13 protein-coding genes and 1 pseudogene are annotated in these 21,056 nt (G+C 59.1%); 5 read left to right on the top strand and 9 right to left on the bottom strand.

Features of this window, described 5'->3' with window-relative positions:
* Positions 1 to 31: 31 nt before the first annotated feature.
* Positions 32 to 1,039 (top strand): anthranilate 1,2-dioxygenase electron transfer component AntC, encoded by a 1,008-nt coding sequence (gene antC, locus PSH73_RS03260; protein ID WP_057960626.1) that lies wholly within the window; start codon positions 32 to 34, stop codon positions 1,037 to 1,039.
* A 71-nt stretch (positions 1,040 to 1,110) separates the two neighbouring features.
* Positions 1,111 to 2,514: an amino acid permease gene (locus PSH73_RS03255; protein WP_057439319.1), complete on the top strand. Its 1,404-nt coding sequence runs from the start codon at positions 1,111 to 1,113 to the stop codon at positions 2,512 to 2,514.
* A 206-nt stretch (positions 2,515 to 2,720) separates the two neighbouring features.
* Here PSH73_RS03255 and kynA read toward each other — a convergent pair whose 3' ends face one another.
* Both kynA and kynB read right to left on the bottom strand, forming a co-directional pair.
* Positions 2,721 to 3,578, bottom strand: a complete 858-nt coding sequence (gene kynA, locus PSH73_RS03250) for a tryptophan 2,3-dioxygenase (RefSeq protein ID WP_057960627.1) — start codon at positions 3,576 to 3,578, stop codon at positions 2,721 to 2,723.
* Positions 3,575 to 4,225, bottom strand: coding sequence for an arylformamidase (gene kynB / locus PSH73_RS03245; protein WP_057439320.1), 651 nt, complete (start codon positions 4,223 to 4,225; stop codon positions 3,575 to 3,577). The genes kynA and kynB overlap by 4 nt, the downstream gene beginning before the upstream one ends.
* Before the next feature lie 363 nt (positions 4,226 to 4,588).
* Here kynB and PSH73_RS03240 point away from each other — a divergent pair, with 363 nt between their 5' ends.
* The 3 genes from PSH73_RS03240 to PSH73_RS03230 all read left to right on the top strand — a co-directional run bounded on the left by PSH73_RS03240 (position 4,589) and on the right by PSH73_RS03230 (position 8,870).
* Positions 4,589 to 4,933 carry a cupin domain-containing protein gene (locus tag PSH73_RS03240; protein ID WP_057439321.1) on the top strand — a complete coding sequence of 115 codons (345 nt, stop codon included), beginning with the start codon at positions 4,589 to 4,591 and terminating at the stop codon, positions 4,931 to 4,933.
* Between the two features lie 445 nt (positions 4,934 to 5,378).
* The gene (locus tag PSH73_RS03235) at positions 5,379 to 5,579 is read left to right on the top strand and encodes a hypothetical protein (protein ID WP_120731503.1); all 201 of its coding nucleotides are present in this window, start codon (positions 5,379 to 5,381) and stop codon (positions 5,577 to 5,579) included.
* Between the two features lie 126 nt (positions 5,580 to 5,705).
* The gene (locus PSH73_RS03230) at positions 5,706 to 8,870 is read left to right on the top strand and encodes a UDP-N-acetylmuramoyl-tripeptide--D-alanyl-D-alanine ligase (protein WP_200660561.1); all 3,165 of its coding nucleotides are present in this window, start codon (positions 5,706 to 5,708) and stop codon (positions 8,868 to 8,870) included.
* A gap of 17 nt (positions 8,871 to 8,887) precedes the next feature.
* Here PSH73_RS03230 and PSH73_RS03225 read toward each other — a convergent pair whose 3' ends face one another.
* The 7 genes and pseudogenes from PSH73_RS03225 to mmsB all read right to left on the bottom strand — a co-directional run bounded on the left by PSH73_RS03225 (position 8,888) and on the right by mmsB (position 21,046).
* Positions 8,888 to 9,781, bottom strand: a complete 894-nt coding sequence (locus PSH73_RS03225) for a S9 family peptidase (RefSeq protein WP_305461914.1) — start codon at positions 9,779 to 9,781, stop codon at positions 8,888 to 8,890.
* Between the two features lie 14 nt (positions 9,782 to 9,795).
* A complete protein-coding gene (locus PSH73_RS03220) occupies positions 9,796 to 10,983 on the bottom strand; it encodes an HlyD family efflux transporter periplasmic adaptor subunit (RefSeq protein WP_178118078.1) in 1,188 nt (395 codons plus the stop codon).
* A 29-nt stretch (positions 10,984 to 11,012) separates the two neighbouring features.
* Positions 11,013 to 13,196: a type I secretion system permease/ATPase gene (locus PSH73_RS03215; RefSeq protein WP_120731498.1), complete on the bottom strand. Its 2,184-nt coding sequence runs from the start codon at positions 13,194 to 13,196 to the stop codon at positions 11,013 to 11,015.
* The gene (locus PSH73_RS03210) at positions 13,193 to 14,644 is read right to left on the bottom strand and encodes a TolC family outer membrane protein (protein WP_169989843.1); all 1,452 of its coding nucleotides are present in this window, start codon (positions 14,642 to 14,644) and stop codon (positions 13,193 to 13,195) included. Before PSH73_RS03210 ends, PSH73_RS03215 begins: the two co-directional genes overlap by 4 nt.
* 131 nt (positions 14,645 to 14,775) lie before the next feature.
* Positions 14,776 to 18,819, bottom strand: coding sequence for a BapA/Bap/LapF family large adhesin (locus tag PSH73_RS03205; protein ID WP_305461912.1), 4,044 nt, complete (start codon positions 18,817 to 18,819; stop codon positions 14,776 to 14,778).
* Positions 18,820 to 18,912: 93 nt separating this feature from the next.
* Positions 18,913 to 19,050: pseudogene (locus tag PSH73_RS26920) on the bottom strand (hypothetical protein); the annotation flags it as partial.
* 1,108 nt (positions 19,051 to 20,158) lie between these two features.
* The gene (gene mmsB / locus PSH73_RS03200) at positions 20,159 to 21,046 is read right to left on the bottom strand and encodes a 3-hydroxyisobutyrate dehydrogenase (protein WP_120731496.1); all 888 of its coding nucleotides are present in this window, start codon (positions 21,044 to 21,046) and stop codon (positions 20,159 to 20,161) included.
* Positions 21,047 to 21,056 lie beyond the last annotated feature (10 nt).

Below are 21,056 nucleotides of genomic sequence, written 5' to 3'. Positions count from 1 at the left end.
GTCATCAATGTATCTACGCGGAGTGCGGTGGATGAATCACAAAGTGGCCTTCAGTTTTGCCGACGGCAAAACCTTGTTCTTTCCGGTGGCCAGCAACGAAATCCTGCTGGACGCGGCGTTGCGCAACGGCATCAAGATCCCCCTGGATTGCCGCGAAGGCGTGTGCGGCACCTGCCAGGGACGCTGCGAGTCCGGCGACTACAGCCAGGACTATGTGGATGACGAGGCCCTGTCCAGCCTCGACCTGCAACAACGCAAGATGCTCAGTTGCCAGACCCGGGTCCAATCCGACGCGGCGTTTTACTTCGATTTCGACTCAAGCCTGTGCAACGCACCGGGCCCGGAACAACTCAGCGCCACGGTGTGCGAGGTGCAGCAGGTGTCGGCCAGCACCGCGATCCTGTCGGTGCAACTGGAGCGCGCCCTGGACTTTCTGCCGGGGCAATATGCGCGACTGTCGATTCCCGGTACCGAGCATCAGCGCTCCTACTCCTTCGCCAACCGCCCGGGCAACCGCTTGCAGTTCCTGATCCGCTTGCTGCCGGATGGGGTAATGAGCAATTACGTGCGCGAGCGCTGCCAGGTCGGCGATGAAATCAAGCTGCAGGCACCGCTGGGCGCGTTTTATCTGCGGCACGTCACCCAGCCCCTGGTGCTGGTGGCCGGCGGCACCGGGTTGTCGGCACTGTTGGGGATGCTCGATGAATTGGCCGAGCGCGGCTGCGAGCAACCGGTGCATCTGTACTACGGGGTGCGCGGGGCCGAGGATTTGTGCGAGGCCGAGCGCATCAAGGCGTATGCACAAACGATCCGTGGTTTTCGCTACACCGAAGTGCTCAGCGACCCATCGCCGCAGTGGTCTGGCAAGCGCGGTTATCTGACCGAACATTTCGACGTGGCCGAATTGCGGGATAGATCGGCCGATATGTACGTGTGCGGCCCCCCTCCAATGGTCGAATCCATTAAGAACTGGCTGCAAGATCAGGCACTTGATGGCGTTCAGCTGTATTACGAAAAGTTTACCGAGAGTAATATCTGACCCCTCAGCAGTGAGGGGCGGATCTGGCGTGCAGGATCAACCCTGAAAAAAACAAGTAGAAGGGAATGTTAATGGCGGATGACATGGTTAACCCGGTTGGCCTCAAGCGTGGCCTGAAAAACCGGCATATTCAGCTGATTGCCCTGGGCGGGGCGATTGGTACGGGGTTGTTCCTCGGTTCGGCCGGGGTGCTGAAATCGGCGGGGCCGTCGATGATCCTGGGCTATGCGATAGCCGGGTTTATCGCGTTCCTGATCATGCGCCAGTTGGGCGAGATGATCGTCGAGGAACCGGTCGCCGGTTCCTTCAGCCACTTCGCCCACAAGTACTGGGGCGGCTATGCCGGCTTCCTCGCCGGCTGGAACTACTGGGTGCTGTATGTACTGGTGGGCATGGCCGAGCTGACAGCGGTGGGCAAGTACATCCAGTTCTGGTGGCCTGAAGTGCCGACCTGGGTCAGCGCAGTGGTGTTCTTCGTTGCGGTGAACCTGATCAACACCCTGAACGTGAAGTTCTTCGGTGAGACCGAGTTCTGGTTCGCGATCATCAAGGTGGTGGCGATCATCGGCATGATCGTGCTCGGCTGCTACCTGCTGTTCAGCGGTACCGGTGGCCCGCAAGCCTCGATCAGCAACCTGTGGGACCACGGCGGTTTCTTCCCCAACGGCGGCATGGGCCTGCTGATGGCGATGGCGTTCATCATGTTCTCGTTCGGCGGCCTGGAGCTGGTAGGTATTACGGCTGCCGAAGCCAGCGAGCCGCGCAAGGTGATCCCCAAGGCGATCAACCAGGTGGTGTACCGGATCCTGATTTTCTACGTCGGCGCCCTGACCGTGCTGCTGTCGCTGTACCCATGGGATCAACTGCTGCAAACCCTCGGCGCGTCCGGCGATGCCTACAGTGCCAGCCCGTTCGTGCAGATCTTCTCGTTGATCGGTAACGACACCGCCGCGCACATCCTCAACTTCGTGGTGCTGACCGCGGCACTGTCCGTGTACAACAGCGGCGTGTACTGCAACAGCCGCATGCTGTTCGGCCTGGCCGAGCAAGGCGACGCGCCCAAGGCGCTGATGAAGCTCAACAAGCAAGGCGTACCGTTGCGCGCCCTGGGCATTTCGGCCCTGGTGACGTTGCTGTGCGTGGTGATCAACTACGTGGCACCCAAGGATGCACTGGTGCTGTTGTTTGCCCTTGTGGTTGCTTCGCTGATGATCAACTGGGCGCTGATCAGCCTGACGCACATCAAGTTCCGCAAGGCCATGGGCGAGCAAGGCGTGGTGCCGTCGTTCAAGACCTTCTGGTTCCCGTTCAGCAACTACCTGTGCCTGGCGTTCATGCTGGTGATCGTTGGCGTGATGCTGGCAATCCCGGACATGCGCCCATCGGTGTATGCGATGCCGGTGTGGGTGGGGATTCTCTTCCTGGCGTACTGGTTGCGCTCCAGGAAGAACAAGGCCTTGGCTGTCGCGCAATAACCTGTGTAGAAGCCGGCTTGTGTAGGAGCTGGCTTATGTGGGAGCTGGCTTGCCTGCGATGGCATCGACTCGGTCTAACTGAATGACCGAGCCGCCTGCATCGCGGGCAAGCCCGGCTCCCCCATGAACAGGGTCACAATAGGTATGCATTGCCAACAAAAAGCCCCGGTACTCAATGAGTGCCGGGGCTTTTTGTTGGGTTTCAATCAGAGCGTCGAACGCACCCGCCACAACTCGGGGAACAGCACGGTGTCGAGCATCTTGCGCAGGTAACCCACGCCCTCAGTGCCACCGGTGCCAGGCTGGAAGCCAATGATCCGCTCCACCGTGGTCACATGGCGGAAGCGCCATTGGCGGAACGAGTCTTCCAGGTCGATAAACTTCTCGGCCAACTGATACAGGTCCCAGTAACGGGTCGGGTCGCGGTACACCTCGCGCCACGCCGCCTCCACGGATTCGTCATGAACCGTAGGCGCCGTAGGGTCGCGTTGCGCACGCTGCGGGTCAATCGCCAGGCCCGCCTTGATCATCAGGTTGATCGCTTCGTCATACAGCGACGGCGTGGCGATCGCCACTTGCAGCTCCTTGAGCAACTCCGGGCGATGGGCGTGGGGCCGCAACAGCGCCGCGCTTTTATTGCCGAGGATGAACTCGATTTCCCGGTACTGGAACGACTGGAAGCCCGACGACTGCCCCAGGTACGGGCGGATCGCCTTGTATTCCGACGGTGTCATGGTCGCCAGGACCGCCCAGGCGTGCACCAGTTGATCGAAAATCCGCGAGACCCGCGCCAGCATCTTGAACGCCGGCGCCAGCTCACCCAGGCGCACATGTTCGCGGGCAGCCTTGAGTTCGTGGAGCATCAGCTTCATCCACAGCTCGGAGGTCTGGTGCTGGATGATAAACAGCATTTCGTTGTGGTCCGGCGACAGCGGGTGCTGGGCCGTGAGCACTTTGCCCAGGTCCAGGTAGTCGCCATAGCTCATGGACTCGGAAAAATTCAGCTCGGCGTTATGCCATTCTTCCGGCGGCTGGTAATCAGGGGAGAAAGGACACTGGCTCATCGCGTGGGCTCCTTGAGCGGGCGCAGGATTGCTCGTACCGGGCTGGCATCGAGGTTGGCAAAACGCAGCGGCAGCGCGATCAACTCGTAATCGCCCTGCGGGACGTCATCGAGCACGATGCCTTCGAGAATCGCCATGCCATGACGGGCGACGGCGTTGTGGGCATCCATGGTCTTGGACTGCTGCGGGTCCAGGGACGGCGTGTCGATGCCGATCAGGCGCACGCCGAGGCTGGCCAGCAGCTCGATTGTTTCCTTGGCGACGGCGGTGAAGTTCGCGTCCCAGGTGGTCAACGGCGCCTGTTGATAAGTGCGCAGCAGCACGCGCTCCGGCAGGTTATCCAGGCGACCTTGCAACTGCTCGGGCTGCACCAGCGCGCCGCTGTCCAGGCAATACAGTACCCGGCACGGCCCCAGGTACACATCCAGCGAGACTTCGCCGATGGGCGCACCGTCGGCGCTGTAGTGCAACGGCGCATCGACATGGGCGCCGGTGTGGGGCGACAGCGTAATGCGGCCGACGTTGACCGGGCATTCGGGGCCGAACTGCCAGACGCGCTCTTCCTGGAAGGGCGTATCGCCCGGCCAGGTCGGGGTGGCGGTGCTCAAGGGTGGGCTGATATCCCACCACGTTTTTATTGGGTTCATACGAGGCTCTCGGTCGTTTCTAAGGTGAATGATACGAGGGCCAGCGGTAAATATTCTTGCGAATTCCAGCGCGAAGGCTGATTTCTTTCGTAGTTACTGCGAAGAAACGCCTGATTATTGAATGGATCCATCAGCCACCCCAGATCAAATGTGGGAGCGGGCTTGCCCGCAATAGCAGTGGACCAGTGAAAAATGTGTCACCTGACACACCGCCATCGCGGGCAAGCCCGCTCCCACAGGGACGGTGTAGGTTTTAAGATCGTATTCCAATGCGCTTCTGGGCATCCCAGTGTCGAGTTCAGACCACTGGCATCCGGCCTGGGGCTATAGGGTGGGGCTTCATTTCCCTGCCTTGGAGCCATCATGTCCCAGCCGATCACCGTACTGCGCGATACCCATCCCCTGCCGGTCCTGGATGCCTGCAAGTGGGAGAAACTCGAAGGTGACCCGCACACCGTCAACCTCAACGCCTACACCAGCGAAGACGGCAGCAAGATCATGGGCACCTGGATCTGCACTCCGGGCAAGTGGTACGTGGAGTACGTGAAGTGGGAATACTGCCATTTCCAGGAAGGCTACTGCGTGATCACCCCGGACGGCCTGGAGCCGATTCACTTGCGGGCCGGTGATATTTTTGTGGTTGAGCCGGGTATGAAAGGTACTTGGGAGGTAGTCGAGACCGTGCGCAAGTACTTCGTTTTTGCCTGAAACGTACCGCCATCCTTAAAAAGGGGCCACCAGGTTAATGCTGGTCAGGTCCCTTTTTTATGCCTCGTAGCATGAGTAAAAAACTCATGCACACAGCAAAACAACCTCCTACCCGATCAATCATAAGCCACCCACCACTACTTTAGTGTTAGACACTATTCACTTTTGACTCCAGGTTCCTTTTCGTCTAACTTTCTTGAAACGCAGTTAATATAGACACCTCATACAGTTATAACGAAATGATAACAAATGACCAAAAAAAAGGTGGTTAACCTCACAGAATGGAAACTTTCCACCTGCTTCCATAGAAAATACGATTTGATTGATTTAGACTTTCAACCAATCAAATTACAACCTCATTGGTTTGTCTCAAGCGTTCTTCACTCCATTTAGCAATTACTTCATGCGACAGTCGAGGCCGCATTTTTCTAGAAGGATCAAGAAAATGTCAGAAAAAACCACACGCCTGACCATACTCATCGACTCCCCCACCAAACAGAGACTGGAGGCGCTGTCCGAAGAGATTGACCTTACTATTTCCCAGGTCATTCGCAAGCTGATCAGAGACCATCTCCAGCAATATGAAAGTCCAATAGTTCCAAAGGCAATAGAACAGGCACGTGAAGACTCATCCACCTACACTTGACATATAATTTGGATTAACAGTCTCATCCCCGAGCCGCTGGGTTTCATTTACCCTTTCTTTTATTGGCGGGTCAATCAGCTATAAAACACGCAACCGTCCTTGAATATTTTAATTAACGGACATCCTATGCCTGTGAAACAGCAATTGCTCGATTGTTATGCTCTCCTGAGTAAAGACACCGATGAGTTAGCTGTCTCATCGGGCACAGTACAACCCTGCGTGCTATTTTTCTCGATCAGTGACAGCACAAAACGTGCATATGTTTTCCATGTCATCGCTGACAACTTCGAAGCGGCATGGCAAACAGGGGCGAATGAACTACAACGAACTCATGATCAGCTGTTGATGCAGTCGGGTAATAACCCTGAATGTACGTGGATACGTATTGAACGTGCAGTTAACGTGAAGCCAATCACTTGGGCAAAGCTCAACGAACGCTTCAAGCACCACAAGCGTAATTACTTTCGCAGTGGCATCGCGCTCGACAGTAATCTGCAAATAGCGCTCACCGAACAGGAACTGAACGCTAACGCAATCCTCTACGGCGGCAGCGAAATTGCCCATGCAACCTTCAATACAGGCAATTTTTCTGTCTATGCCAAACGCCGTTTTGCAGGGTCAACGGCATCGAACGCAATTGCCACGTTGCAACCCGATACCTTGGTCTATCTGTTCGACACGGCGGGCGTGTTCTGCGCCGAAGATGGCGTGCCCCATAGACTCAACAGCAACGCCGCAGAGGTCGGCTGGCGCACCCTGGCGGCCCTGGAGCCTGACGACGTCAGGCGGCCCATCTGCACCGCTGCCACGTATCTGGGGGAGCAGGTGCAGGACAGCGGCCAATTCGTCTACGGCTACTTTCCGTGTTTCGACCGACCGATCAAGAACTACAACACCCTGCGCCATGCCAGCAGCACCTACGCGATGATCGAAGCCTGGGCCTTGAACGGCGACGAGACGTTGAAGTCCGCGATTCAACGGGCATTGGACTATCTGACCCAAACGCTGATCAGGCCCAGCCTGCTGCCCGATGGTAGCGTGGCCGCCTTCCTGGTGGACACAGGCAACGAGATCAAACTGGGCGGCAACGCGGTATGCCTGCTGGCCCTGGTCAAGTACAGCGAAGTGACCGGCACCCGCCAGTATTTACCACTGCTGGAAGCCCTCGCCAACGGTATGGCCTGGATGCAGGACCCCACCACCGGTGCTTTCGTACACGTATTGAACGCCCATGACTTGAGCCTCAAAGAGCCGTTTCGCATCATCTATTACGACGGTGAGGCCGCGTTCGGACTGATGCGCCTCTATGGGCTGACCCACAATGAACGCTGGATCAATGTCGTAGAAAAGGCCTTCGATTACTTCATCGGCAAAGAGCACTGGCGCGAGCATGATCACTGGCTCAGCTACTGTGTGAACGAGTTGACACGCTATCGCCCCGACGAGAAATACTTGCGCTTCGGCCTGAACAACGTCGCGGGCTACCTGGGTTTCGTCCAACAGCGCATTACCACCTTTCCCACCCTGCTCGAGCTGATGATGGCCGCACAGCAAATGCTGGAACGGATCGCACAACAGCCATCGCTACATCACCTGCTCCAGGACATTGACCTGCACGCTTTCTATCGGGCCTTGCACCATCGCGCCCGTTACCTGCTCAACGGTTATTTCTGGCCGGAGATAGCGATGTATTTCGCCAACCCGGCACGCATCGCCGGCGCATTCTTCATTCGGCATCACGCTTTCCGGGTGCGTATAGACGACGTCGAACACTACCTTTCCGGGCTGATTGCCTATCACCGGTATCTGCTGGATGGTGCGCCGCAAGTGAGCCAGCCTCCACCGACTGAAGCCACATCCGACTGGACCTGGGACGCCGTGACCGTGGCCCGTGTAACGCAAGGGACATGGGTACCACAGCCACCCTCGGACTGGAGGGCCACTGGCTTGACGCCCTCCATGCAGTTCTTCAAGCCGGGACGCATGCTCAATCGCCACCCCACCAAAGTCGGTCCGAACGAGGCGCAATCGGCCCTGCGCTGGGCACAGGCCAAGCCTGAGCGGCGGCCCTCGGCCTTCTTGTGCGTGGACCCGACCCCCTATCTGGACTGCGGCTTGCCGGCGCTGCAAGTCGCCGACACCAGCGAAGCGATGTTGCAGTTGGGCAGGCACGCCCGACAGCACTTCAGCGGGCAGGTGTTCGGCGTGACCGGCAGTTTTGGCAAAACCACGGTGGTGGCCATGCTCGCCCACGCGCTGAAACACTGGGGTGAGGTCGGACAAACCGAAGCCAACGCCAACCTGCCGCATGGCATTGCCTGGAACCTGGCAAGCATGCCCCCTGCAACTAGGTTCTGGGTTCTGGAAATGGCCGTGGGACGGATGCCTATCAACTCGGAACTGGTTCGCCCACACATCGCTATCGTCACCGGCCTGGCCCCCGCACACCTGGAATACCACGGCACGCTGGAGAACCTGGCCCGCAAGAAAAGCGCAATCTTCCGCTCCATGGCACCGGGCGGCCACGCGGTGCTCAACCGGGGCATGCCGTATTACGAGCTGTTCGCCCAGGCAGCAGAAACCGCGCGTCTGCAGGTGATCAGTTACGGCGAACACGTCGATGCGGATCTGCGCCTCCTGGATTGGCGCAGCGAATCGCAGCTGGTTTACGTCCGCGCGCAACGAGGCTCACAGGCACTCAACTTCACCCTGCAAGCCCGCGGCCGGCACATGGTACTCAACGCACTAGCGGTGCTGGCGTCGTTGTTCGCAGCGGGCCTGGAAGCTTGCCAGGCGCTCGAAATCCTGACTGGATTCGAACCCGTTGAAGGACGTGGCAATGTCATGCAGATCCCATGCGCGGGTGGTCATTTCCAGTTGATCAACGACGCCTACAACGCCAACCCAGGCTCCATGGCCGCAGCACTGCAATCCATGGCGGACCTCCCTTTACCCTCACGACACCGGGTGCTGGTATTGGGGGATATGCTGGAGCTCGGTCCTGACACCCTGCGTTATCACCTGGAGCTGGCCACACCATTGCGTATGGCAGCGCCACGCCATGTGCTGTTGTGCGGCCCATTGATGCGCGCGCTGTACCTCGAGCTGCGCGGTGAACTGTCGGTCCAGTGGTTCGAGAATGCCAAGGCGCTGAACCTGGCCTTGATGCAGAACCCGGCGCAGTGGTTTCAACCAGCAGATTGGGTGCTGGTGAAAAGCTCGGGCGGGACCGGTTTGTCGCAAGTCTGCGAGTGGTTGAGGACGATGGAGCAGACGGTTCTTGCCGAGTAACCCGCCAAGCGAAAAGCTTACTTTGCGCAGCCGGCCGCCGTTTTAAGCGCGATATCGTTGCGCAATTGATGAAACGCCGGCGCCACGGCGTCAGCCTTGATCAATTGCGCCCGATGCCCCGCTTTAATCAGCGCCTGGAAAAAGCCTTCCTGCAACACGAACGGCGCCACCTGATCATCGACGTTGCCTATCACGAACAGCTGCCGCTTGGGCGCTGCGACAATGCCTTCAATGTGCTGGCCGGGATCATAGGGGTGGAGTAATCCATTGGTGTCGCGTCCCGGCCTGGAAGGCAGGCCTTTGCTCTGGCGAATCATCTGCGCACGCTGCACCAGGGCGAACGCGCCGGAGCTCATCACCGCGCATTTCACATCGTCGCGCCCCAGGGTCAATAACGCAGCAGCCACGGTCGCGCCACCGCTATGGCCCAACAAAACATACTGCCCAATGCCGTGGAGCTCACGCAGTTCATCCAGAGCGCCATTCAGCGCCATGAATTCCCGGGCCTGGCGCCGCTGCCCATGATTGCCGCTGGAGCCGTAGGTACCAGGCCGAGCCACAATCACCAGCGGTACGCCAGCCCTTTTGCTCAGTGCTTTTGCCGCAATTACCTTGGCGGCCAGGGTGTTGCCGCGGATCGCCTCGGGCGCCTGATGCATCTCGATATTTCGATCACCATGGAACATGACGATCACCACTGGCGCATGATCGAGGATAGCCCCTGCAAAGTAGCGGATGCATTCCTCACCCTGGGCAAACTCGACCCACAATGCCGAGTCCGGGTCGCTACATGTCGCCTTGTCGGCGGACGTGTTCCAAGGCAAAGGCGCTGAGCTGTCGTCGAGCGCCAAGGCACAAGGCGCGCCGACAACACTCAACCCTAGCAGCAACAGCCTGAGGGCTTTGCCCATCAGCACGTCCTCTGTCAGCGCTCGCGCAAAGCTTCACGCGCACGGTTCATGGGCTTGATCAAGTAGTCGAGGACAGTTTTCTGCCCGGTCTTGATATCCACTGAAGCAATCATCCCCGGCACAATGGAGAACGACTTGCCAGCCTTGTTCTTCAAGGTGTCGGCGTCGGTGCGGATAAACACCCGGTAGTAGAAAACCTCGGGTTTGACTTCGTCCTGGATGGTGTCGGGCGAGATGGTCACCACCTTACCGTCCATGCCGCCATAAATCGCGTAGTCGTAGGCCGTGATCTTGACCTTGGCCACTTGGTCGGGATGGATAAAAGCGATGTCCCGCGGCGAAATACGCGCCTCGATCAGCAGTTGTTCATCCAGAGGAACGATCTGCATCAAGCGCCCATTGGGTGGGATGATCCCGCCGATGGTGGTGACTTCGATGTCTTTGACGATACCGCGGACCGGAGAGCGCAAGGTCAAGCGAGTCACTGAATCCGAGCGCCCGCGCATGATCGATGACAGCGTCTCGACATCGGCATTCGCCTTGGCCAGTTCCTCACCGGCGCGCACCATGTAATCGGAGCGGGCCTGGGTCAGCTTCATCTCCAGCTCTGCCTTCTGGCGTTTGAGGCGCAGTACTTCAACACTGCTGGCGGCACCGACTTTGGCCAGGTTCTGGGTAATCTCCAACTCGCTGCGCACCAGCCCCAAGGATGAACGTAAACCCGCCTGGGTGTCCTCCAGCCCCTTGCGCCGGGTACTGAACAAATCGGTTTCGGCTCGGATCAACTCGGGGTGGCGCTGTAGTTCAACAGGAAACACCAAAGGTTTGCTGTTCACCTCTGCCTGCAAACGCGCGACGCTGGCCAGGGATGCCCGGAACTTGGAAGCGCTTTCATCGAAGTTGGATTCGGTCTTGGTCGGGTCGAGTTTCGCCAACGTCTGGCCACTGTTGACGATATCGCCCTCGGTCACGTTCAGTTCAGTGACGATGCCGCCTTCCAGGGACTGGATAATTTGCTCGCGGGAGGTTGGGATTACCTTGCCGCTGCCAGTCGAAACCTCATCGATCTCAAAAAAATAACCCCACGCACCAAACGCAACCAACAGGACAAACACCCAGAAAACCACCCGCGTCGAGCGCACTACTGTGTTGTCATCAACACCGTCGTTATAGGGTTGGGCGCCCTTGTTCTCGAGGCCCAACAGCGGAATTCTTTTGCGCTCATGGGTGTTCACTGATTCTTCCCCTTGGTTTTGGAAAGCCGGGCAATCGCGTTGTCCTTGGTGTCATCGACAAGGATCTGTCCGTTGTCGACGACGATGATCCGGTTCACCAGACTCAACACACTCATGCGGTGGGTCGCGATGACCAGCGTGCGGTGGGCCGCCCACTTGTCCAGGTTGTGGATCAATTGGCGCTCGGTCGCTTCATCCAGAGACGCCGTGGGTTCGTCCAACAGGACGATGTGCGGCTGACGGATGATCAAGCGCGACAGCAGCAACGATTGACGCTGCCCGCCTGACAGTCCGAGGCCGCCTTCCAGAATCATGTGGTCCATGCCGTCGGCGAACTTACCGATAAAGTCCGCTGCGCCCGTCAACGCCAGCGCCTGGAGGATTTCCTGATCAGAGGCATGGGGCGCACCCATGATCAGGTTGTCTCGCAGAGTGCCGTGGAACAGGCGCGAGTTTTGCGTCATCAGCCCGACATCCCGGCGCACGTCCGCCGGGTCGATATGACCGAGCGCGACCCCATCGAGACTGATGCTGCCGCTCTTCAGATCGAGCATGCCGGCCAAGGCCTGCAGCAAGGTGGATTTGCCTGCACCATTGCGACCGAGAATGGCGATGCGCTCACCCGGTTGTATCTGCAAGTCCGCCACCAGCAATGCCGGCGCCGGCGCATCGTCGGAATACTGGAATGCCGCCTGCTTGAGAACGTAATGGCCGCTCACCACTGGCAAGTGCACGCGCTTGCTGCCTTCGGCATGGTCCACCGGCAATTCCATGAGCCGGTTCAGGCTTTGCAGGGCCACCTTGGCCTGCTGCCAGCGGGTCAACACCTGGGTGACCTGCGACATCGGCGCCATCATGCGCGAGGCCAGGATCGAGGCCGCCACCAAACTACCGGTGGTCATGTCACTGGCCATAACCATCGGTGCACCGAACACCACCACCACGGCAAACACTGAACCTTGCACGTTGTTGGTCCAGGCCATCAGCTTGTTGGTCAACATCCGCAGCCGCAGGCTGGCGTCGCCACAGGTGGCGTTGTAGTGATTCCACTGGTGCTCGAAGCGCTGCTCGGCTTGCAGCGCCTTGATATCGTCCAGGCCCTGAATGGTCTCCACCAACATGGCGCTGCGCAACGAGCTTTCGCGCATGGATTGGTTGGCCAGCACTGCGAGTTTCTTCTGCGACAACACACCAGGCACCACCAGAAACAACACTGCCACCATCGGCACCGCTACCAGAGGCCCGGCGATCAGCCAGTAAATCACCAGGAACAACAGAAAAAACGGCAAGTCTGCCAAGGCCGTTGCCGTACTGGAGGTGATCAATTCACGCAGTTGCTCCAGTTCCTTGAGCTGGGAAATGAACGAGCCGGTGGACTTGGGCCGGGCGCTGTTACGCAGGCGAATGGCATGCCCGAACACCAGGTCGGACACTCGCATGTCTGCCCGCTTGCCAAGCATGTCAGTGATCCGCACGCGGGTGATGCGCATGATGAAGTCGAACACCAGCGCCAGCATGACACCACCAAACAACACATACAGGGTGGGCATCGACTCGGCCGGGATGACCCGATCGTACACCTGCATGGAAAACAGCACCCCGGCCAGTCCGAGCACACTGGTCACCAGCGAAGCCAGCATGACATAGCCATAAGGCCGCATGTCCCGCAGCACGATGCCTTTGAACCAGTCCTTCTCATAAGGTTTGATGTAGTCATCGACGCGAGTATCGCGTACGGCACTCATGGGTCGCAAAATCACGCTCTTGCGCGCCGAGTCGAGCAACTCCAGGCAACTGAGCCGGCTTTGCAGACCGCCATCGCCACTGTAGGCGATGCCCACGTGCTCGCCATCGCCCAGGGTTTCCAGGACGCCGACCTGGCCGTCACTGAACTGCAAGATCATCGGCAGTTGCCGCTGCATCAAGGTCGAGGCGTTGAAGTCGGCGATCGCACAGTTTAATCCGGCCTGGCGGGCCATCTGCCGCACCACGTCTTCCACCGAAGCGCCTTCGGTCCACTGCGCGGCAAGCCGGACACTTTGCGCCGAGCACTCCAGTCGGTAATGCCGGGCGATGCTCAGTACCGCCTCCAGCCACACCTCATAATCGAACGCCGGCGCCGGATCGGGTGCCGCGTCCACTGCACTCATGTCGCCCTCAAGCATCACGGCATCATTCATGGCCGAATCTCCACACCTTGCAAGGTGCTGTTATCTAGATGGAACGCCGCGCGCAACCCGCCGGTGTTGTAGAGACAGTCGATTTTCAGGCGCCGCAGGTCAGCCGCGGTGTTTTCCCGGTCCATGCGGGCCTGGTGGATTTCCTGCTCGGCATTGAGCAAGTCCAGCAGCGGCCGGGTGCCCAGTTCGAGGTACTGCTGACGATAAAGGTCGCGGGTCTCGGAAATGCTGCGCTCACGAAAATCCAGGGTGGAGAGCCGCTGGGCCAGACTCGAAATCTGATCCCGCGCTTCCAGCAGCCCCTGGCGTACAGCGAGCCGGGCGGCGTCGTTGGCCGCTTCGGCAGAACGCAGGGCTTGTTGTGCGGCGGACTTGCGCGCAGTAATGGCGCCGCCCTGGTACAACGGCATCTTCACGTTGAGGAACACACCGTAGCGGGTCCGGTCCCGACCGCCGGGGATGCCGGTGTCGTCGTTGTTGTCCAGATACTGAGTCACCGATGGGTCCAACGATACAGTCGGCAACGCTTGCGCCCGGGCCTGGGCGATCAGTGCCAAGGCATCGGTCCGTTGCGCCTGGGCAATCAACAGCGCCGGGGTGACCGCTTCATCAGGCGCCAGACCTTGACAGGATTGCTCCAGGCTCGCCGGAAAGTCCTGCGTAACGCTCACCGGCGACTGCGCCCCCAGCAAGCTGCTCAAGGCGCTGCGCCAGCGATTGAACTGCGCCTGCAGTTGTAACTGTGTCGCCTGCGACGCCTCGACTCGCGAACGTGCCTGGATCAGGTCTGAGCGGGTGCTGGCGCCCATGTCGCTGCGTTGCTTGGCCAGTTGCGCAATCGCCGAAATGCCCTTGATCTGGTCACCCGCCAGCGCCACCAGCAGTTGCGAACGCTGCAACTCGATCATGGCGTACGAGGTATCACGGGCCACTTGGTCGATTGACAGCAAAACCGCCGCCTGACTGCCACTGACCCTGGCCAGAGCACTGTCCACGGAACTGGACACCTTGCCGAAGTCGTAGAGCATCTGCGATGCCGACAAGGAAAAGGTCTGGCTTTGGCCGTTGCCACTCAGTCCGCTGTCGTAGCCGGAATTGAAACCGCCGCTCACTTGCGGGTAGTAACCGGAACGGGCAATGGTCACGTTCTCATTCTGCTGGTACAGCTGACCGATCGCCTCGGCAATGGCCGGGTGCCATTCCACGGCTAATTGAATAGCCCGTGTCAGGTCGAGGTTTTTCGGTATGGTCCGTTGCGGTGCCACCGGTGCGCTGACGCCCGTTGGACCACCCGGTAAATTCGTGCCCAAGTCACTGGGGCTGATGATGTTGACGCTTTCTTCGTCGTCGATAAACGACTTGGCCATGACCTGCCCTGTCGCCGGTGCAGTCAATGCCGCTGCCAGGAAAACCGCAGACAGCTGTTTAGCCAGGCTCTTGTACCTCACGTCACGTCCCCTGCTTGTTATCAACTTGTTGGGTACAACCATGGACCGTGACTGACACCTGTCACGGTCCATCGCTGCATTACCGTTGGTGAGGGAAACCGGGCCTTGCGGCCCGGCCGTCGGGTGCGTGGTTACACCACGCTGATGCCGCTTTGTATCCAGAGCTGATGGGTCTCATCTTCCTGGCTCGTGTAGATCACGTACTCCAGACCGTTCTCTACCTGAGTCGCACCAGCAGACCAGTCGCCTGTCAGATGAACGCTGTCCTGATCATCGCCCTGGATCATCAAGCGATCCGACTCGGGGCCTGTGATGGATACCAAGTCCTCCAGGCTCAACGTCAGTTCAACCGCGCTGACGTCGTTCAGGTCAATGCTCTGCACACCGCTGGCAGTGCCGATCAGGTCGCTCAGGTTGATGGCAGCATCACCCCCCTCCCACAACCACCCCTCTGCCCCCGCGCCACCATCGACGTGGGTGAAGTCAGTGCCGTCGACTACCACAGGGTCGTCGCTGCCACTGTCTGCGCTGCCTTCAGTGCCCGCACTGTCATCGCCTGACGCGGCCTCATCCACCATGATGCTGGCGGCGGCGAAACCGGCGCCCTCAGTGGCAGGTGAACCAGGGTTGGCGTCGTCCCAGACCAGATCGCGATCTGGCGAGTCGATGCGGATGTACAGATTGGCCGTGTCCTCCTGGCCGGCGGGTGTGGTGAGCTTGTAGGTGAATGTATCCACCTGGCCGATGTCCGCAAGCGCCAGACCCGGGGTTGGCGTGTAGCTATAGGAACCATCCGCTTGCAACGTCAGCGTGCCGTAGAGCCCCTGGACTTGCGCTCCAGCTTGACCAGGTATGACGTAGAGCCCGTTGACCAGCACACTCAGGACGGTCAGCGTCGAGCCGAGGCTGTCTGCTGGCGATAGATCACTGAGTTCAAGGACATTACCCGTTGCGGCGACTGCAGCCCCCGTGACGAACTCGGTCAGGTGGGTAGTGGACAACGTCAGGTCAACCGTCACAGTTCCGGCCGATACAAGCGCACCAGTCGTCGACGTCACTCGGTACTCACCCGCATCCAGCCCCGTGAAGGTATGAGCGGCCGTAGTCGTGGTCTGCTGCGTTGTCCAGACACCGTCGATCAGTTTCTGCAGGTTGATGGTCGTCGTAGGCAGCACACCGATACCTACGAAGCTGCGGCTGATTTCCAGCTCTGCCGTCGTATCGACAGCGACCACAAAGCTCTCGCTGGTATCTGTAGTGCTCCCGATTACTGGCGGCGAGTAGCTCAGCTCCGTCAGGCTTTGCGTTTCGACCAGGTTGTCGATATCGACCTGTGCAGCACCGATATCATCCGTGGCAACAACATCCACGACACCCGGTGCCGCTGGATCGGTAGGACTCCAGACAATCGTCGTATCGTTGCTGTCTATGCGGATGTACAGGTTGGCCGAAGCCACACCGCCAGCCGCCGTCACCAGTTGATAGGCGAAGCTATCGACCTGACCAATGCTCGCCACATCGCCATTTGGCGTGTAGCTGTAATCACCATTGGCAAAGATCGTCAGCTCACCGTACTGCCCTTGCAGGACCGTACCGACCGTCGCGTCTGCATCGACAAACACGCCGCCGACTTCAACCTGTACTGTCGCATCACCCAGAGCCCCCGTGGAGTCCGGTTGCCCATTGAAACCTGGGTCGGTGATGACGTTACCTTCAACATCAGCGCCGGGTTCGACAATGAAGTCGGTCAGGCTTGCGTTATCGACACTCAGGCTAGCCGTTGCAGAAGCCCCAACCGCTACCAGGTTCGGGTCAAGGCTGAGCGTGAAGCGATATTCACCTGCGGCCAGACCGTCGATTTGCGCGGTCGTACCCGAACCGAACAGCCCCAGCAGATCGAGCAGGCCCGTACCACCGCTAGCCTGGTCGATACCGACCCAGCCGCCAGCACCATCGCTGACTTCAAGCACTCCAGTAAAGCCACCACCCAAGACAGACAACAGGTCCCCTTGACTGAAGGACAGGTTCAGCGTCCCGGAACTACCAGCATCCACAGAGAACTCTTGAGTCAGCGAAGGCTCCCCGACCTGGATACCACCGACTCCCAGCAACGTGAATACTCGCATATCGTCCAGTGCTGTCTGCGTAGTCACCGGCGTAACGATGAGTTCAGCAGTACCGACGTCGTCGGTTGCTTCCAGGTCGGCGTCAGCATCCGCGTCAGCGTCGGCATCGGCGTCAGCGTCGGCGTCCGCATCGGCATCGGCGTCCGCATCGGCATCCGCGTCGGCGTCGGCGTCCGCATCAGCATCAGCATCAGCGTCAGCGTCGGCGTCGGCGTCGGCGTCAGCATCGGCATCGGCATCGGCATCGGCGTCAGCGTCCGCGTCAGCGTCCGCGTCGGCGTCAGCGTCAGCGTCAGCATCGGCATCAGCATCGGCATCGGCATCGGCGTCCGAATCCGCATCCGCGTCGGCATCGGCATCCGCGTCGGCATCAGCATCAGCGTCAGCGTCAGCGTCAGCATCAGCGTCGGCGTCGGCGTCGGCGTCGGCGTCAGCATCGGCATCCGCGTCGGCATCGGCATCCGCGTCGGCATCGGCATCCGCGTCGGCATCAGCGTCAGCATCGGCATCGGCATCGGCGTCGGCGTCGGCGTCGGCGTCGGCGTCAGCATCGGCATCGGCATCAGCGTCAGCGTCAGCATCGGCATCGGCATCAGCGTCGGCATCGGCATCCGCGTCGGCATCAGCATCAGCATCAGCATCAGCATCAGCATCAGCATCAGCATCAGCATCAGCGTCAGCGTCAGCGTCAGCATCAGCATCGGCGTCGGCGTCGGCGTCGGCGTCGGCGTCAGCATCGGCATCGGCATCGGCATCGGCATCCGCGTCGGCATCGGCATCCGCGTCGGCATCAGCGTCAGCGTCAGCATCGGCATCGGCATCCGCGTCGGCATCGGCATCCGCGTCGGCATCAGCATCAGCATCAGCATCAGCATCAGCATCAGCGTCAGCGTCAGCATCAGCGTCAGCGTCGGCGTCAGCATCGGCATCGGCATCGGCATCGGCATCAGCATCAGCATCAGCATCAGCGTCAGCGTCAGCGTCAGCATCGGCGTCGGCATCGGCATCGGCATCGGCGTCGGCATCAGCGTCCGCATCAGTTTCATCAATGTCGTGTGCAACTACCGAGCTTGGGCCGGACTCGTTCCCCGCCGCATCCTTCAGTGTCACTCCCAGCGTTTCGCCGTTGACCTGAGGGATGTCCAGCGTGACCTGGAAGTTACCGTCAGTACCGACTGTGCCCGTCCCGATCACGTTGCCAGCGGCATCCTTGACCGTGGCGGTTGAACCCGGCTCGCCCTTGCCACTGACGGTGGTGCCATCCGTGCTGACGGCCAAGTCTGTTGGCGCATCGGGCGCTGTGGTGTCGCCCGCGCTGACAGTGCCAGTCGGCGACTCATTGCCTGCAGTGTCTTTGAGGCTGACCTGCAGGGTCTCGCCATTGGTTTGTGGCGTGTCCAGCGTGACCTGGAAGTTACCGTCAGTACCGACCGTGCCCGTCCCGATCACGTTGCCAGCGGCATCCTTGACCGTAACGGTTGAACCCGGCTCGCCCTTGCCACTGACGGTGGTGCCATCCGCGCTGACGGCCAAGTCTGTTGGCGCAGCGGGCGCTGTGGTGTCGCCGGCTACGACAGTGGCGGGCGGTGACTGATTGCCCTGAGCGTCCTTGAGGGTGACCTCCAGGGTCTCTCCATTGGTTTGTGGTGTATCCAGCGTGACCTGGAAATTACCGTCAGCGCCCACAGGACCGGAGCCGATCACATTGCCAGCAGCATCCTTGACGGTCACCGTAGTGCCCGGTTGCCCTTTGCCGATGACGCTCTTGCCATCGGCACTGACGGATAAACCAGTTGCTGCACCCGGTGCCGCCGTAACTCCCCCACCGGTACCGCCGCCACCGCCACCACCGCCACTGCTGCTGATTGCGGCCACTGCACCACCCACGGCAAGGAGGCTAAGCCCCCAGAGTACCCAGTCCGGTACCGCGCTATCTGCCACTATGCCTGCCGCGGCCAGGTCGTCGAGCGTAGAGATCTCGCTGAATGTAAAGCCCGAATACGGCGATGAATAGTTGCCCAACAGCAACGTTCCGTCAGCGTTAGTCATTACCAGCTGGTTAGCCGCACCGTCAGCGCCAACTACAAAAAAATTCTGAATGGTGATGGTTTCTCCAGACTTTAGCGTCACCACCAAGTTCTGACCGGACTGCTGAAAGGACTGAACGCTTTCAGGCCCAACGGGTAGTTTGACAATGCTTGTGCCCTTCAGGCTGACATTGCCAAGCGTATGCTCCGTTGCCGCTCCCGTTGCTTTATCGACAATTGTTATATTTTTCATCTCACACCTGTTCTCTCTTCGATAAATGGACACACAGATTTCAGCGCGAGCGAATACTCCACGACGGTAATAACCGCCGAGCGCTCAACTTTATTTTTGCGTTATTGAAAACCAACCAGGTGCCAGTAGTTTCAGCCCACACCGGTCTCTTCACGGAGTTGCAGGCGCATTCCCCTTTGATTGCAAAGCGCGGGAGTCTCAAGGCGTGATGTGAACAGGGTTCTTGAAGGGCGTTGCGCTAGCACTTTTGTCGTGCATTGCGCCATTGTCATGAGGTCATGCAGAGAGATGCCGGACTGTCGTGGAGCCATTGGCAAAGGGCGACCGCTGGCCCAGAGGTGCAGTAACGAGCAGAGACGGCGGGCCAGTTTTTGTGCTCTCTCGAGCTCCCTGGCCTCGGCAACCTGTTCGGTTGCAAGCCCGAAACTATTTGATGTACGCATCCATTCATCAACCATCTCAGATACACCCGCACAACTTAGAAAAATTACAGCTATTCGGTTGTGACTTTCGAGGCACAACAACAGTGCCAACACTTGCCTGATCGATACTAGCGGGGAGGAAACTCAACATCAAAGGAGAAAACAAGCACGATGCAAACACTTACTAAACATAAGTGTTTGTTCTGTTAACCCATCGCATACCTACGTTAAATAACCCATACACCCGTTATCAAAGGATGATAATCACATGTGACTACAGGGCTAACCCCATGAATATTCGATGAACAGAATCACAAACTTTACTAAAATAAAAAGAAATTGTAATACTTTATTTCGCAACTTTAATAACCCACTAAAAACCCTTCCAACTAAATAGTAGATTAGTGATATAAACCCCATATACCGCTGTAAATACGAAATAAATGGCAAGCGACAAGGCTTGCCACATTTAGTTCTTTCAGGATGGGAAGTTGGCCAGTATTTGATGAGCTGACCAGGCTGGCTCAGCCACAGACGACCGCTACGCACAAGAAGTGCTTCGGCTAACGCTGACCAACGGAGGGAGTTGAATATCTCGTTGAGAAACAACGGAGATGGAAGGGATCGGAACTGTGTACAGCGCCAAAAAACCGAGAACCCGCCCGACGCAAGTTCTCGGAAAAAACCTATTGGGGTTTGCGGTAGCTGTTAATGATTGCCGAGAAGTCCTTGCTGCCTTCCCCACGCTGGCTCATCGCCTGATACAACTGCTGGGCCACCGCACCGAGAATTACCGGCTGGTGCGCCTGACGCGCTGCCTCAGTGGCCAGCCCAAGATCCTTGAGCATCAGTTCCGCACCAAAACCACCGGTATAACCACGAGACGACGGTGCCGTCTCGATAATGCCCGGCCATGGGTTGTACGTGTCGGAACTCCAGCAACGCCCGGTTGAACTGTTGATGATCCCGGCCAGCACTTTTGTGTCGATACCCAATGCATCGCCCAGGGCCATGGCCTCGCTGACGCCGACCATGGTGATGCCCAGCAGCAGGTTGTTGCAGATCTTGGCGATTTGCCCGGTGCCGACTTCACCGCAATGCACGATGTTGCGGCCCATCTGCGCCAGCACCGGTTGCAGGGTAGCGAACAGTTCCGGGGTGGCGCCGACCATAAAGGTCAGCGTCCCGGCCTGCGCCCCGCCCGTGCCGCCGGAGACCGGCGCATCGGCCATCGCCACGCCGTGCTTGGCTGCCGCAGCCGCCACATCGCGGGCGGTCTGAGGGTCAATGGTGCTGCAATCCACGGCCGGCACGCCTTTGCCGATACCGGCGAGCACACCGTCTTCATTCAGCCAGACGCTGCGCACATGGGCGGCAGCGGGCAGCATGGTCAACACCAGTTCGGCGCCTTCGGCTGCTGCGCGCGGTGAGGCACTGATGGTGCCGCCCAATTCGGCCAGTTCCTTGAGCACGGTCTGGTTCAGGTCAAACAGGTTCAGCGCGTGGCCAGCCTTGATCAGGTTGCGGGCCATGGGTGCGCCCATGTTGCCCAGGCCGATAAATGCAATTTTCATGGTCGTCTCC

The sequence above is a fragment of the Pseudomonas sp. FP2294 genome, assembly GCF_030687625.1.
Classification (GTDB): Bacteria; Pseudomonadota; Gammaproteobacteria; order Pseudomonadales; family Pseudomonadaceae; genus Aquipseudomonas; species Aquipseudomonas shahriarae.
The sequence above is the reverse complement of the archived record's forward strand: the minus strand, read 5'-3'. Positions and strand labels throughout refer to the sequence as shown.